A 14,746-nucleotide genomic window follows, 5' to 3' on the forward strand; every position below is an offset into this window, starting at 1 on the left:
AAAAACAAAATGACCAGACATCTCTTCATCTTTTTTCTGTTTGCTTGTAGTATTATTCAGGGGCAGCAGATGAGGCAGACCTTAGCTGATGCTCATGAAAGTTCTTATAATATCCAGGACAGTGTGATGGTTAAAACCAGAGATGGAGCTATGCTCTCTGTGATGGTTGTCAGTAAGAAAGGTGTTATAAAACCTCTTCCGGTGGTATTTCAGTTTACCATTTATGTCCGGGATACAGGACGTGATCTTCAAAGTCTGAAAGATGCGGCAGATAGAGGGTATGTGGGAGTGATGGCTTATGCTCGGGGAAAGAGATTCAGTCCGGATGAAATTAATCCCTACGAATTTGAAGCTGGTGATACCTATGATGTGATCGATTGGATCAGCAAACAGAAATGGTGTAACGGAAATGTAGGAATGTACGGCGGAAGCTATAACGGCTTTACACAATGGGCGGCCTGCAAGACTTTGCATCCCGCATTGAAAACAATTGTTCCTTATGTGGCCAACAGACCCGGAATGGGACTGCCAATGGAAAACAATATATTCATCAATCCCAATTATGAGTGGTCATTCTATGTTGGGAACAATAAATACCTGGATAATGAAACAGGAAACGACAGGCAGCGATTCAGATCAATGATGTTTAAATGGTGGGATGCAGGTGCAGCTTACAGTAAAATGGATAGTATAGACGGAACACCCAACAGATTGTTTCAACAGTGGATTTCTCATCCCGATTTTGATGAATACTGGCAGAAGATGGCCCCTTATAAAGAAGACTTTAAACATATTAATATTCCGGTTCTGGCCTTTGATGGCTATTATAATGATTCGCAGAACTCAAGCCTTTATTATCTTAAAGAATTACAGAAATATAGCCCGAATACACCATTTTATTTAATTATCGGTCCATACGGGCATTTCGGAACACAAAGAGGAGGAGAAAAAGAAATAAACGGATACAAAGTAGATGATACCGCTCTCTTCGATATCAATGCAATCACTTATGAATGGTTGGACTATATCCTGAAAAACGGACCGAAGCCATCTGTACTTAAAGATAGGATCAACTATGAAGTGATGGGAGCTAATGAATGGCGCAGTGCTCCGTCTTTTGAAAAAATGCATAATAAAATGCTGAAGTTTTACCTTTCAGATCAAAAAAGAAAAACTGCCTACTTTCTTGATCCCCAATCCCCCCGTAAAAGCACATTCCTATCCCAGACAGTAGATTTTAAAGATCGTAAAATCAGTAATAACAATGATTATTACCCTTCTCCCATAGAAAAGGACGAACTTGACACAAGTACCGGTTTTATTTTCACCAGCGATCCTCTGTCAAAAACAATGATGGTCAATGGCTCTTTCGTTGGGGGGCTTCATATAGCTGTAAATAAGAAAGATGCAGACTTGGGTGTTACTTTATATGAATTAACCCCGGAAGGGAAATATTTCCATTTATCCTACTACATTGGGAGAGCAGGTTATGCTAAAGATATCACGAAGAGAGCCCTTCTTAAACCCGGTGAAAAAACATGGATAGAGTTCACAAATACTCATTTTGTCAGTAAAAAGCTTAGAAGAGGAAGCAGGCTGGTTGTAAAGATTGATGTCAATAAAAATCCCTTTTCGGAGCTTAACTATGGAACAGGAAAGAAAGTAAGTACGGAAACTATAAAAGATGCTTCAGTGCCCCTTCAGATCAGATGGTATAACGACAGCTACGTGAACATTCCTGTTTGGGAAGAATAATGGTTAAAAGCAGATGGGTTTAAGATTGTTTTAGCAAAAGTGTTTTTTTTAATTTAAAGTTAAGTTGTTTAGAACAAATGACTTGTGTTTTTGTTTTTTGAAAAATATGTATATTAGGGTTACCAAATTAAGGCAGAATCCGAAAAGCATATAGAGTAGGAAAAGACCAAAAAAATAGAGCTATGAAAAATCTAAAAAAACTTTCGAAACAAGAATTAAAAACAGTTCAGGGAGGTATCCCTATGTGCTTACCAGGTTATTACTGGTGTACATTTGTAAAAAAATGTATTTCGGTGGGTATAGAATGCGGACTTGCATAACAAAGCATTCTCCTGCGGCCTCAGGGCTGTTCTCATTAAAAGTAAATAGCCGTTCATCCGAACGGCTATTCTTATTTTTGGATACAGAAATCTGTCACAAAGAAAAAACCTGAATTTTACCAGGCATTATCTTTTTAGATACACAATTCTTCATTATACCTTCTGCATGGTCCATTTTCAATATACTGGCATTTTCCGGCTGGACAGCTTTGTCCCGGCTGTGGAACCCATCCTCCGGAAATCATTTTTAAATCAGATTTTGATAGTTTCTTTAAATTTTTCATAATTAATTTGTTTTAAATGAGTTGATTGGTGCTCAAAGCTTTTCTGAGCTTTACAATATTTACTAAATTATAAAATTTATTGAAATAAAATCACAATACAGTGATAATTTGTAAATATTTGTAAAAATTAGGAAAGAGACAAGAGAGCTTATGCTATACTTTGATTGTCTCATTAGGATAAATTTTAATGACATTAAGGGAAAATATAATAGGAAGTAAACTTTTATGATGAAGAAAATCTGTGAATTTCCAGCATTATAATGATAAGATAAAAGAACCTGTACAATTTTCATCTCTCATTGAAAAACCGTATTTTTGTACATCTAAAAAGTAAAAGAACGAATGAATTCCTACAAAAATCCATTGGAAGAGCGCTACTCCAGTGAAGAAATGTTATTTAACTTCTCACACAATAACAAATTCCAGAATTGGAGAAAACTTTGGATAGCTCTTGCTGAAATCGAAAAAGACCTTGGACTTGAAATTACGGACGAGCAGATCGCTGAGTTGAAAGCTAACGCTGAAAATATCGATTATGAGAAAGCAGCAGAGTACGAAAAGAAATTCCGTCATGATGTAATGGCTCACGTTCACGCTTATGGGGATGTGGCACCTTCAGCAAAAGGAATTATTCACCTTGGAGCTACTTCAGCTTTTGTAGGAGACAATACAGACTTAATTCAGATTCGTGACGGACTTTTGATTCTAAAGAAAAAGTTGGTGAACGTAATGAAAAACTTAGCAGATTTTGCTATTCAATATAAAGACCTTCCAACGCTAGGATTTACTCACTTTCAGCCGGCTCAGTTAACAACGGTTGGAAAAAGAGCTACACTTTGGTTACAGAGTTTGGTTCTTGACATTGAAGAATTGGATTTCTTCCTTGAAACACTTCGTTTCAGAGGAGTAAAAGGAACTACAGGCACTGCTGCAAGTTTCCTTGAGCTTTTCAATGGAGATTATTCCAAAGTAAAACACCTGGATAAAGAACTTTCAAAAAGATTCGGGTTCGATAAAGTTTTCGGAGTTTCCGGACAGACTTACGATAGAAAAATTGATGCTAAAGTAGTTGCTTTACTAGGGAATATTGCACAATCTGCACACAAATTCACAAACGATTTACGTTTACTTCAAAACCTTAAGGAAATTGAAGAACCATTTGAGAAAAACCAGATCGGTTCATCTGCAATGGCGTACAAACGTAACCCAATGAGAAGCGAAAGAATCGGAGCATTGGCAAAATACGTAATGTCTTTAACAACCAGTTCTGCAATGGTAGCCTCTACACAATGGTTTGAAAGAACGCTGGATGATTCTGCCAACAAGAGATTAACAATTCCTCAGGCATTTTTAGCAGTTGATGCCATTCTATTGATCTGGAACAACATTATGAACGGAATTGTGGTATACCCGAACAGAATCAACAAACATATTATGGAAGAACTTCCTTTCATGGCAACAGAATATATTATCATGGAAGAAGTGAAAGCGGGTGGTGACCGTCAGGAAATTCACGAAGTAATCCGGGTTCATTCTATGGAAGCTTCCAAGAAAGTAAAAGAAGAAGGTAAAGAAAATGATCTTATTGAAAGAATCTTAAACGATGATTCTTTAAAATTAGACAAATCCAAATTAAAAGAAGTTTTAGATCCTAAGAACTTTATTGGTTTCGCTCCGATTCAGACGGAAGAATTCGTCAAGAATGAAGTACAGCCGATTATAGATCAGAATAAAGATTTAATAGGATTGGAAGCAGATCTTAAAGTATAAAATAATATGCAGTCTTTTCGGCTGCATATTTTTTTTAAACAAAATCCATGATTAAAGCCAAGGCCTTTTTATTTCTGTCATTAATTCCCATACTTGCTTTTGCTCAGAAGAAAGATGCTTTAAGCTACTTTATTTCCAAAGATAGTTTAGTTGGAGTGAAAAATCAGAAGGGTGAAATTATCATTCCCGCACAGTTTATCAATCTTACAGGATTGAAAAATGGAGAAATTATTGAAGACGGGAGTCATACAATCTTTTTTGATGGCTCTTTAGCTGATAGAGATAAAATTGAGAAAAATTCATGGGGAGTAGTTTTTGACAGAAAAGGAAATCTTCTTTACCAACCTTATTCTTATGATAACGGAGCAGATTATTTCTCCGAAGGAGTAAGAAGATTGGTCAAAAATGGTAAAGTTGGCTTTGCAGATAGAAACGGAAAGGTTGTCATTGAGGCCAAACATGATTTTGTTTCACCATTTAATTATGGTTATGCTGAGTTTTGTGACGGATGCGACTGGGAAAAGACAAATGAAGAGCACAGATCTATTGTAGGCGGACAATGGGGAATAATGAATGTTAAAGGACAAACTGTTCAGCCGGTTGCAAAACCATCAGAAAAAGATGTTGAAATAGAGGGGAAATACTATTCGAATCCGTTTCAATATAATAAAAAAGAGAAAAGTATTCTTCAATTCTTTGAAAAGCAGAAGAAAAAATTGGCAGACCTTTATTATGTGAACTTTTACAATAAAATGTCTGAAAATGAAAAAAAACTGTTCTTTGAAATTGTAGAAAGACCTAAAGAAAACTTTCCGTATTATCAGGTAAATACCTATAATTACAGAAAAAAAGAATTGGATATGCTTTACCGTTTCAAATTTCTGGTTTCAGAAGATGGTAAAACATTCTATGCTATTGAAGATTATAATAACAAAAAAATACCTTTTGAAAACTGGCTGAAAGAAGAAATAAAAAGTGCGGAAGACTTTCAGAAAGAGCACCCCGATAATCCGAATAAATTGATTAACTAATACTATCAAAACCATGAAAAATGTCTTATTACTCGTATTTGCTTTGGCATTTGTGAAATATTATGCACAAAATGACCAGAAAGTGTATTCCATTATTGATGCCAATGCTCAGAAGCTTGCTCAGAAATCAGGAGCTTACTCCGTATCTGTAGGGATTTTGAAAGATGGTAAAGTATACACCAGGCATTTTGGTGAAATTGATAAAGGAAAAGGGAATAAGGCAGATGATAATACTTATTTTGAAATAGCTTCCGTTACCAAGCTTTTTACAGGCCAGCTGCTGGCGAAAGCAGTTTTGGAAGGAAAGATAAATCTGGATGATGATGTGCGAAAATATTTAAAAGGATCTTACCCGAATCTGGAATACAATGGTACCCCGATAAGAGTAAGAAATTTGATCTCTTATCAGACTGCCTTACCCAGAAATCTTCCTAATGATGATGAATTAAGGAAAAATATGTCAGATGAAACCCCTTTTCTGTATAACAAGCTGAATGAAAATTATACAAAAGAGAATTTTAAGAGAGATCTGGCTGCAGTAAAGCTTGATGCACTTCCGGGAACAAAATACAGATACAGCAATCTCAGTCTTGAAGTAGCAGGCCTTATGCTTGAAAATATATATGGAAAAGATTATGAGGTTCTTCTGAAAGAAAATATTTTTTCAAAATTGGGTATGGATCATACAAAATTTAATCTTGATAAAAATGAAGCTCAGGCTAATGGCTATCATATCAACTACCGTCTGATGCCAGCTTCACAAAGCGAATTATGGGGATCGGGAGGAGCAAAAACCAAATCTACAATGGGAGATATGGTGAAATTTTTAAAAGAAGAATTAGATTCTCAGAATAAAATAGCAAAAGAATCACAACGAAATATTGATAACAGTAAAGAAGCATGGTATGGATACTTTTGGAATAAATATTTTATCAATGAAAAAGGAAAGACAGGTTTTAAACATGGCGGATCTTACGGAACAAATACATGGTTTGCAGTATATCCTGAGTTAAATATAGGGGTTTGTATGATTGTGAATATCAACGGACCTGAAACATTTGGGATACTTTATAATACAGCAGCCGATTTGGTGGGAGATTTAATTTCTACATCCGATAAGAAGGATGTATATGGGTATTCAGTTAAAGGAGATAAAGTAGTATTTTCTTATACCCATCCGGAAAATCTTAATGCAGATCTGATCAACAATATTGCGGTAGCAGGAAGTTTCAATGATTGGAATCCTAATGATAAGGAATATCAAATGGTAAAAAAAGGGAAGAGTTATTTTGAAGTGGCAGTTCCGGTTTCAAAATTTGAAAAAGGTAAAGCTTATTCCTTTAAATTTGTATTCAATAAAGAAGGCTGGATGACCAGTCCAAAAAATGCTTCCAACACAGACAGAACAGAAAATAACAGTTTAGTATTGACGCTGTAAAGTATGGCTTGCTAAATTCATAAAATATGAGGACAGATAGGAATAAAGTAAACATATTCCTTTAAATTTGTACTCTATAAAAAAATGGTTTCCTTACAGGAGGATCAGAAATATAATAGGTTAGTTTTGGTACCCTACAAGTACTTAAACATTGAAAAGTAAAAAGAAAAATAAATCTAATATTAAAAAATCTGACATTTAATTTTTAAATGATGTTACAGAATCAGAACTATCAACAATTAATTACCGATCTGAAAGAGCTGGTTGATGAGACTAGGTATCAGGTTGCGGCTCAGGTAAACTCAGCAATGGTGGTTTTGTACTGGAATATCGGACAAAGAATAAATGAAGATATTTTAGGAAATAAAAGAGCAGAGTATGGTAAAGAGATTATTTTTCAAATTTCTCAGCAGCTTACTCTAGAATTTGGAAATTCATTTTCTGAAAAAAATATCCGGAAAATGATGCAATTTGCCTCTGTTTTTGATAATTTTGAAATTGTCGCATCAGCGATGCGACAATTATCATGGACTCATTTCCTGCTTCTTATTCCCATTTCTGAAGATACTAAAAGAAACTTTTATCTTGAAGTCTGTAAGATTGAAAACTGGAGCGTAAGAGTTTTAAGAGACAAGATTAATTCTTTGCTTTTTGAACGGACTGCCATCAGCAAAAAACCTGAAGAAATAATACATAGAGAACTGAAAAACTGGTCTGATAATAATATTCTAAATCCGGATCTGGTTTTTAAAGACCCTTATTTCCTTGACTTTTTAGAGCTGAAAGATACCTTTTCTGAAAAAGACCTGGAAGAAGCAATTGTTGTAGAACTCCAAAAATTCATTTCTGAGTTAGGAACTGATTTTGCCTTTCTTTCAAGACAAAAAAGAATCACAATAGATAATAGGGATTACTATTTGGATTTGCTTTTCTATCATAGGAAATTAAAATCTCTGGTGGTTATTGAACTCAAATTAGGAGAATTTGAAGCTTCTCATAAAGGGCAGATGGAACTTTATCTTTCATATCTTAATAAGTATGAGAAAATAGAAGGTGAAAATCCGCCGATTGGTTTAATTCTTTGTTCCGGAAAAAATTCTGAACATATTGAACTTATGAATCTGGAAGGGGATAATATAAAAGTTGCAGAATATTTACTTATCTTACCTTCTGAAAAAGTTTTGCTTGAAAAATTGCATCGTTCAATAGAGATAGCAAGAAATAAAATTGAAAATAAAAAATAAATCTAATATTAAAAAATCTGACATCTAATGTCTAATAACAAAAGAATTTTCGTAGAAAAAAGAGGTATTTTCGATGTTGAAAGTCCAAAAATTTTTGATGAAGTAAAAGCGGTTGTTCCAGCCGTTCAAAGCGTGAAAGTATACAATGTATATGATATTTTCAATCTGAATGAGGGAGAATTTGAAAAAGTGGTTAACAACACTTTCGTAGATCCGGTTACTGATATCTTACACACTGAAAACCCGGCAAAAAATATTCATTTCGGAATGGAGTTTTTACCAGGCCAGTATGATCAGAGAGCAGACTCTGCCCAACAGTGTATCGCTTTGCTTACAGAAAATGAAAAATCAAAAGTAAGAAGTGGAAAACTGATCGAATTTGAAGGAGTTTCGGAAGGTGATTTGGCAAAAATCAAAGACCTTTTGATCAACAAAGTAGAATCTCAGGAAAAAGACCTATCAATTCTAAATATCCCTGCTGATGAAACACCCTCAAAAGTGATCATCCATGAAAATTTCATCAATTTTAATGATGCTGAACTGGAAAACTTCTATAATAACCACGGTTTTGCATTAGGATTGGATGATCTGAAATTCATTCAGGAATACTTTAAAACCGAACAGAGAAATCCTACGGAAACCGAATTAAAAGTATTAGACACCTATTGGAGTGACCACTGCCGTCACACAACTTTCGAAACAGAGTTGTCAGACATCCAGTTTGAAGGTCAGTTTAAACATACATTGGAAACTATTTTCAATGACTATATCGAGAAAAGAAAATTCTTAGGCCGCGAGCTAAAGCCAATCTCTTTAATGGATTTAGCAACAGTATGTGGTAAATATTTCCATAAAACAGGGAATCTGGACAACCTTGTGATTTCTGACGAAATTAATGCCTGTACCATTCAGATTGAAGCAGAATACGACGGTAAAAAGGAACCTTGGTATTTATTATTCAAAAATGAAACGCACAACCACCCAACGGAAATTGAACCTTTCGGAGGAGCTTCAACATGTTTGGGAGGAGCCATCAGAGATCCTTTATCAGGAAGATCTTTTGTATTCCAGGCGATGAGGTTAACCGGTGCTGCAGACGTTTTAGAACCAGTAGACAAAACTTTACCTGGGAAATTACCTCAAAAAACCATCACCAAACAAGCAGCCAACGGATATTCATCTTATGGTAACCAGATCGGTCTGGCAACAACAATGGTTTCCGAAATATATGATGAAGGCTATAAAGCAAAAAGAATGGAAGTTGGTTTCGTTACCGGAGCCGTTCCCGTGGATTGGGTGAGACGTGAAAAGCCTGCTAATGGTGATTCAATCATTATTCTAGGAGGAGCAACAGGTCGTGATGGAGTTGGAGGAGCAAGCGGAAGTTCAAAAGAACAGGATGAGACCTCTATCCACACGATGAGTTCAGAAGTTCAGAAAGGAAATGCCGTAGAAGAACGTAAAATTCAGAGATTATTCAGAAATCCTGAAGTAACGAAGCTGATCAAAAAATCAAATGACTTTGGAGCAGGAGGTGTTTCCGTAGCAATTGGTGAAATTGCAGATTCTTTAGAAGTGAACCTTGATATCTTGCCATTAAAATATGAAGGATTAAACGGAACCGAGCTTGCTATTTCCGAATCTCAGGAAAGAATGGCGGTAGTAGTAGATCCTAAAGATAAAGAACAGTTCATCAGATTCTGTGAAGCTGAAAACATTGTTGCCGTAGAAGTAGCCAAAGTAACAGATTCGGGAAGAATGCAGATGTTCTGGAAAGGAGACAAAATTGTAGACCTTTCAAGAGCTTTCTTAGATACCAACGGATGTTCCAAGTCTCAGGAGGTAAAAATTACTCACCTTGAAGAAGTAAAAGAAGAAGTAAAAGCATTCACGGAAGAAAACTTCCTCACCATTTTAAAAGACAAAAACGTAGCATCCCAGAAAGGACTGCTGGAAATGTTCGATTCTTCAATTGGAGCTACAACCGTAGCAATGCCTTTAGGAGGAAAGTATCAGCAGACACTAATGGAAGGAAGTGTTCAGACATTACCTGTACTGGGAGCAAAAGATATCAGAACCGTTTCTCTGGCAAGCTGGGGATTTGATGCAGAAATCTCAAAACAGAATTCTCTGTTGGGATCTTCTTACGCTGTAATTGAAAGTGTAGCGAAAATCGTTGCAATGGGAGGCGATTACAAAAATATCAGATTAAGCTTCCAGGAGTACTTCGAAAAACTAGGACAAAATCCTGAAAAATGGGGGAAACCATTGGCTTCACTTTTAGGAGCTTATGATGCACAGATTAAACTTGGTCTGGCCGCAATCGGAGGGAAAGATTCCATGAGTGGAACTTATCAGGATCTGAATGTTCCGCCAACCTTGATTTCTTTTGCATGTGCCAACGGAGATAAAGAAAATATTATCTCACCTGAACTAAAGACTGCAGGAAACAAACTGTATTTCTTCAATCATATTGCTCAGGAAAACGGGCTTCCAAACTATGATGCATTAAAAGAAGCTTTTGAATTCATTTTCGAAAACATCAAAGCAGGAAAAATCGTTTCTGTGAAAACAGTGAAAGAAGGAGGTCTGGCAGTAGCTTTAGCAAAAATGAGCTTCGGAAACAGATTAGGTGCCGAGATCAATGCTGATCAACATGTTTTATTATCGAAAAACATAGGAAGTTTAATCATTGAATCCAAAGACGAATTAAACGCTGCAGTTCTTCAGCTGATTGGAGAAGTAAAAGATTCAGGTATAGTAAAAATCAATGATCTTGAATTCAATATCATAGACCTTGTTTCAGCGAATACCAATACATTCGAAAACCTTTTCCCTACAGTAGAAAAAGAAAAGATTACGGTTGAGATTGATGGAAAACATAACTCAGTCAACCCAAGAAATATCATCATTAAAAAACACGGAATTGCACAGCCTAAGGTTTTTGCTCCGGTGTTCCCGGGAACCAACTGTGAGTATGATACCTTAAACGCATTCCGCAAAGAAGGAGCTGTAGTAAGCAGTCTGCCTTTAATCAATATCAGCCACCAATTGCTGGATGAAAGTATCGATGCATGGGTAGAAGAGATCAGAACAGCTCAGATTCTGGCATTCTCAGGAGGTTTCTCCGCAGGTGATGAGCCGGATGGCTCTGCAAAATTCATTGTAAACGTTCTGAAAAACGAAAAAATGAGAAATGCAGTTCATGAGTTATTAGACAGAGATGGGATGATTATCGGTATCTGTAACGGATTCCAGGCTTTAGTTAAATCAGGATTACTGCCGTACGGAAGAATTAAAGATCTGGATGAAAACTCTCCAACGCTTGCGCACAATGCTATCAGAAGACACATCTCTCAAATGGTTACCGTAAAAGTAGTGAACGATGAAAGTCCTTGGCTGAAAGGAATGAAAGGTCAAACATTCACCATTCCTATCTCTCACGGTGAAGGTCGTTTCATGGCTTCAGAAGAAGAGATTAAGAAACTTTACGAAAACGGACAGATTGCTACCCAATACATAGATTTTGATGGAAACATCGCTCATGGAATGCCATTCAATCCAAATAACTCATTATTCGGAATCGAAGGAATTACCAGCCCATGTGGAAAGATCTACGGAAGGATGGGACACCCTGAACGTTTTACGGATGGTCTTATGAAAAATATACCAACCGCGAATTATCACAACATATTCAAAAACGGTGTTGAATACTTCAAATAATAATAAAAGAAAAATGATCGTCATCAATGGCGGTCATTTTTCATCTTTAGCCGGTTTTTATGAAGAAGTTTCCAATGTTTTGATGAAAGATGTGGATTGGAAAGTAGGAACCCTGGATGGGTTTGATGATATCCTCTACGGAGGATTCGGAGTATTCGAAGGCAAAGAAGAAATTGAAATCATCTGGAAAGAATCGCGCAAATCAAAAGAGGATCTGGGTTTTAAAACCACACAAGAATTCTACAAAAATAAAATCAGGCAAGGCAAACCTTTCAACATAGAATTGATTCAGCAGAAATTAGATGACTTGACAGAAGGAAAAGGACAGATCCTTTTTGAAATTCTGGTGGAAATTATTGAGTCACATAGCAATATTAGATTGAAACTGGAGTAATTTGGCGTTTTTTGATCAGTAGATTTGCGTTAAAAATCATACAAATTAAGTCATAATATATCCTTTAATAGTTTTTTCTTAATATTTTTACTAAACAAAACAAAAAATAACAAGAAGAATTGAATGAAGAAAATTATGTATGGGCTGTTCTTCGGTGACAGCATTACCTACGGGGAATATGACGGCGTTTTTGGAGGTTGGGTAGATATTCTGAAAAGATATGCCCTGCAGCAATTTCACGAAGGAAATGGAGATGAACTGATCTTATTCAATCTCGGAATAGGAGGAGAAACCACAGAAGGATTGCTCAAAAGAATTCCCCACGAATTGGCTGCAAGAAATTCTGCCGATGGAAATATCGTTTTCTTAAGTTATGGAGCCAATGATCTGGCAATAAAAGACGGAATACAGATCGTAGATCCTGAAAAATTTAAAAATAATATAAAAACTGCTGTTATACATGCCAGAAATTTTTCCAATGAGATTTACCTGGTAAGCATTCTCCCTTTTTCTCAAAAAATAGATGGAGTAGTGGTGAGTTCAGGGAAAAAGAGAATCAACGAGGATGTTATTCTCTATAATCAGATTCTGAAAGACATTGCTGCCCAAGAATCACTGGTGTATATTGATTTCTATTCTGCTTTTTTAGAAGATAAAGAGATTTTACTATCTGCAGACGGTGTACATCCTAACGAAAAAGGCTATGGAATGATGGCCGAAATTGCAATACCAATTATTGAAAAATATTTATAATGACTCACTTATTTTCTTATGGAACCCTGCAGAAAGAACAGGTTCAAATGGAAACCTTCGGAAGGCTTTTACATGGTGAAAAAGATGTTCTATCCGGATACAGACTTGACATGATAGAAATTACAGATGCAGAAGTGCTTAGAAAAAGCGGTCAGAAATACCATCCGGTACTGAATTTTTCAGGAAATGAAGAAGATGAGATAGAAGGGATTCTTTTTGAAGTGACAGAAACCGAAATACTTCAGGCAGATGAATACGAAGTGGATGATTATAAAAGAATAGAAACAACTTTTAAATCCGGAAAAAAAGGATTTATCTATATTGGAAAATAGTCATGCGGGTAAAGCGAAGCCATCTCAACAAACTTTACTATTCAAATTTACGAGACCAATTAGATTCGATAAGAGTGGGTTAAAACCCAATCCATTTAGCCAAAACTTAAAAAAGTATATTGAATCAATTTTTTTTTATCTACTGACAGCCCCTTGTCATAACCTGCCTTTATCTTTGTTCTACAACAAAAAAATCAAAAAAATGAATAACGTAAAAGTGGAACCTTTTAAGGTCATAGGAATTTCAGTAAGAACAACTAATGAAAATGAGCAGGCAGCAAAGGACATCCCTGTTTTATGGGAAAAAATGATCAAAGAAGATATTCAGAATAAAATTCCGAATAAGATTGACAATACCATTTATTCCATTTACACTGATTATGAAAAAGACCATACAAAGCCTTATACAACTGTTTTAGGATGTAAAGTGGATAGTCTTGACCATATCCCGGACGGAATGGCCGGGTATTCATTTGACGGGGGAAATTATATACAATTTACTACAAAAGGAGACCTCTCAAAAGGTTTGATCATTAATGAATGGCTGAAAATCTGGGAAATGGATCTGGGAAGAGTATTCACCACCGATTTTGAAGTGTACGGAGAAAAAGCACAGAATCCTTCAGATGCAGAGGTCGATATTTTAATCGCTGTAAAATAAAATCCTGAAAATAACAACAACCCTTATAGACTTAAAAAAGCTATAAGGGTTGCTATTAAAACAAATTACTTATATAAAAGATACTTTGTATAATCGTTAATTCCATCCCCGTTACTATCCTCATTATTTGGAGCTAATAAAGTAAGTGTGTTGGAAGAAATTTCAAGAACTTTGACTGTATTATTTTCGATGGTAAGTTCCATACTGGCTGAAGAATAAGTGTAGCTAAAAGTATTTTCAACTTTCTGACATCCTGAATTGACACTATTATAATCAATCAGATAATATTTACCATCATTTTTGAATTCATAAGTACTTTTTTTCTTACAATCATCAGGGGCATATTCCTTAATAACGGTTGCTTTATCTACTCCGGAAACTAAATATTCAGTTTGTATCTTCCATACTCCTACAACATTCGTAGTGTTGTCGGGAAGATTGTTGATAGGTAAAGACTCATCATCTGTACTGCAGGATGAAAAGATGCCCGCTGCCAAAGCTGCTGCTAATAACTTCTTCATAAATTAAATTTCCGCGAACTTAATGAAAATTATTCATTGAAGTATACGAGCAAAAGGCAAAATCTGACAGATATTTTATGATGTTAATCAGCTGAAAATATATTTTCGGTATACAAGAATTCCCACTGTTGCGGCTGCAATCGCCATCAATACCACAGCACCTGCTGCAATATCTTTAATAAAACCGATTCTCTTGTCAAAATCCGGTTGAATGATATCACATATCTTTTCAATGGCCGTATTGAAAATTTCGGCGCTCAGAACAGCAAATGAGACTATGAGAATAAGTGCTGTATCCATGGCATTCAGCCTGAAATAAAAAATGAGAAATATATTGATAACAAAAGCCAAAAGCTCGATCTGGAAATTTCTTTCCGTTTTTATCATTACCCAAACACCTCTGAAAGCATTCAGAAAACTTTTATGGATAGGTGGCTTTTGCATGATTTAAAAACTTTTCAGACAAAGATAGGTTTTGTATTTTGATTATAATTTTTTTCTGCTATATTTGAAATACAAG

The 14,746-nt window shown here is 35.6% G+C and carries 14 protein-coding genes; 11 read left to right on the forward strand and 3 right to left on the reverse strand.

All coding sequences use genetic code 11. The features are described from left to right. The first annotated feature begins 9 nt into the window (after positions 1–9). Both F3J23_RS04355 and F3J23_RS21790 read left to right on the forward strand, forming a co-directional pair. Positions 10–1,755, forward strand: a complete 1,746-nt coding sequence (locus tag F3J23_RS04355) for a CocE/NonD family hydrolase (RefSeq protein WP_167024700.1) — start codon at positions 10–12, stop codon at positions 1,753–1,755. 182 nt (positions 1,756–1,937) lie between these two features. Then, positions 1,938–2,075, forward strand: coding sequence for a bacteriocin-like protein (locus F3J23_RS21790; protein WP_410497421.1), 138 nt, complete (start codon positions 1,938–1,940; stop codon positions 2,073–2,075). Between the two features lie 134 nt (positions 2,076–2,209). Here the strand turns inward: F3J23_RS21790 and F3J23_RS04360 are convergent, their stop codons facing one another. Continuing rightward, positions 2,210–2,359 (reverse strand): bacteriocin-like protein, encoded by a 150-nt coding sequence (locus F3J23_RS04360; RefSeq protein ID WP_167024703.1) that lies wholly within the window; start codon positions 2,357–2,359, stop codon positions 2,210–2,212. A gap of 342 nt (positions 2,360–2,701) precedes the next feature. Between F3J23_RS04360 and purB the strand changes: the two genes are divergently transcribed. The 9 genes from purB (at position 2,702) to F3J23_RS04405 (ending at position 13,705) form a co-directional block, all read left to right on the forward strand. Next, positions 2,702–4,129, forward strand: a complete 1,428-nt coding sequence (gene purB, locus F3J23_RS04365) for an adenylosuccinate lyase (protein ID WP_047377647.1) — start codon at positions 2,702–2,704, stop codon at positions 4,127–4,129. Between the two features lie 47 nt (positions 4,130–4,176). Further along, entirely contained in the window at positions 4,177–5,160 is a 984-nt protein-coding gene (locus F3J23_RS04370) for a WG repeat-containing protein (RefSeq protein WP_167024706.1), read from the forward strand. 13 nt (positions 5,161–5,173) lie between these two features. Beyond that, positions 5,174–6,598 carry a serine hydrolase gene (locus F3J23_RS04375; RefSeq protein WP_167024709.1) on the forward strand — a complete coding sequence of 475 codons (1,425 nt, stop codon included), beginning with the start codon at positions 5,174–5,176 and terminating at the stop codon, positions 6,596–6,598. A 212-nt stretch (positions 6,599–6,810) separates the two neighbouring features. Continuing rightward, positions 6,811–7,842 carry a YhcG family protein gene (locus F3J23_RS04380; protein ID WP_317167691.1) on the forward strand — a complete coding sequence of 344 codons (1,032 nt, stop codon included), beginning with the start codon at positions 6,811–6,813 and terminating at the stop codon, positions 7,840–7,842. Between the two features lie 27 nt (positions 7,843–7,869). Then, positions 7,870–11,565: a phosphoribosylformylglycinamidine synthase gene (locus F3J23_RS04385; protein WP_167024714.1), complete on the forward strand. Its 3,696-nt coding sequence runs from the start codon at positions 7,870–7,872 to the stop codon at positions 11,563–11,565. Between the two features lie 13 nt (positions 11,566–11,578). Beyond that, positions 11,579–11,959 (forward strand): ribonuclease inhibitor, encoded by a 381-nt coding sequence (locus F3J23_RS04390; protein WP_194303834.1) that lies wholly within the window; start codon positions 11,579–11,581, stop codon positions 11,957–11,959. Between the two features lie 123 nt (positions 11,960–12,082). Continuing rightward, positions 12,083–12,712: an SGNH/GDSL hydrolase family protein gene (locus F3J23_RS04395; RefSeq protein WP_185156426.1), complete on the forward strand. Its 630-nt coding sequence runs from the start codon at positions 12,083–12,085 to the stop codon at positions 12,710–12,712. Then, on the forward strand, positions 12,712–13,044 hold the full coding sequence (locus F3J23_RS04400) for a gamma-glutamylcyclotransferase family protein (RefSeq protein WP_167024720.1): 333 nt from the start codon (positions 12,712–12,714) through the stop codon (positions 13,042–13,044). The genes F3J23_RS04395 and F3J23_RS04400 overlap by 1 nt, the downstream gene beginning before the upstream one ends. Before the next feature lie 202 nt (positions 13,045–13,246). Beyond that, positions 13,247–13,705 carry a GyrI-like domain-containing protein gene (locus F3J23_RS04405; protein ID WP_167024723.1) on the forward strand — a complete coding sequence of 153 codons (459 nt, stop codon included), beginning with the start codon at positions 13,247–13,249 and terminating at the stop codon, positions 13,703–13,705. A gap of 65 nt (positions 13,706–13,770) precedes the next feature. Here the strand turns inward: F3J23_RS04405 and F3J23_RS04410 are convergent, their stop codons facing one another. Next, positions 13,771–14,226, reverse strand: a complete 456-nt coding sequence (locus F3J23_RS04410) for a lipocalin family protein (protein WP_167024726.1) — start codon at positions 14,224–14,226, stop codon at positions 13,771–13,773. Between the two features lie 87 nt (positions 14,227–14,313). After that, the gene (locus F3J23_RS04415) at positions 14,314–14,670 is read right to left on the reverse strand and encodes a diacylglycerol kinase family protein (RefSeq protein ID WP_167024729.1); all 357 of its coding nucleotides are present in this window, start codon (positions 14,668–14,670) and stop codon (positions 14,314–14,316) included. Positions 14,671–14,746 lie beyond the last annotated feature (76 nt).

The organism is Chryseobacterium sp. Tr-659, from assembly GCF_011752975.1.
GTDB lineage: Bacteria > Bacteroidota > Bacteroidia > Flavobacteriales > Weeksellaceae > Chryseobacterium.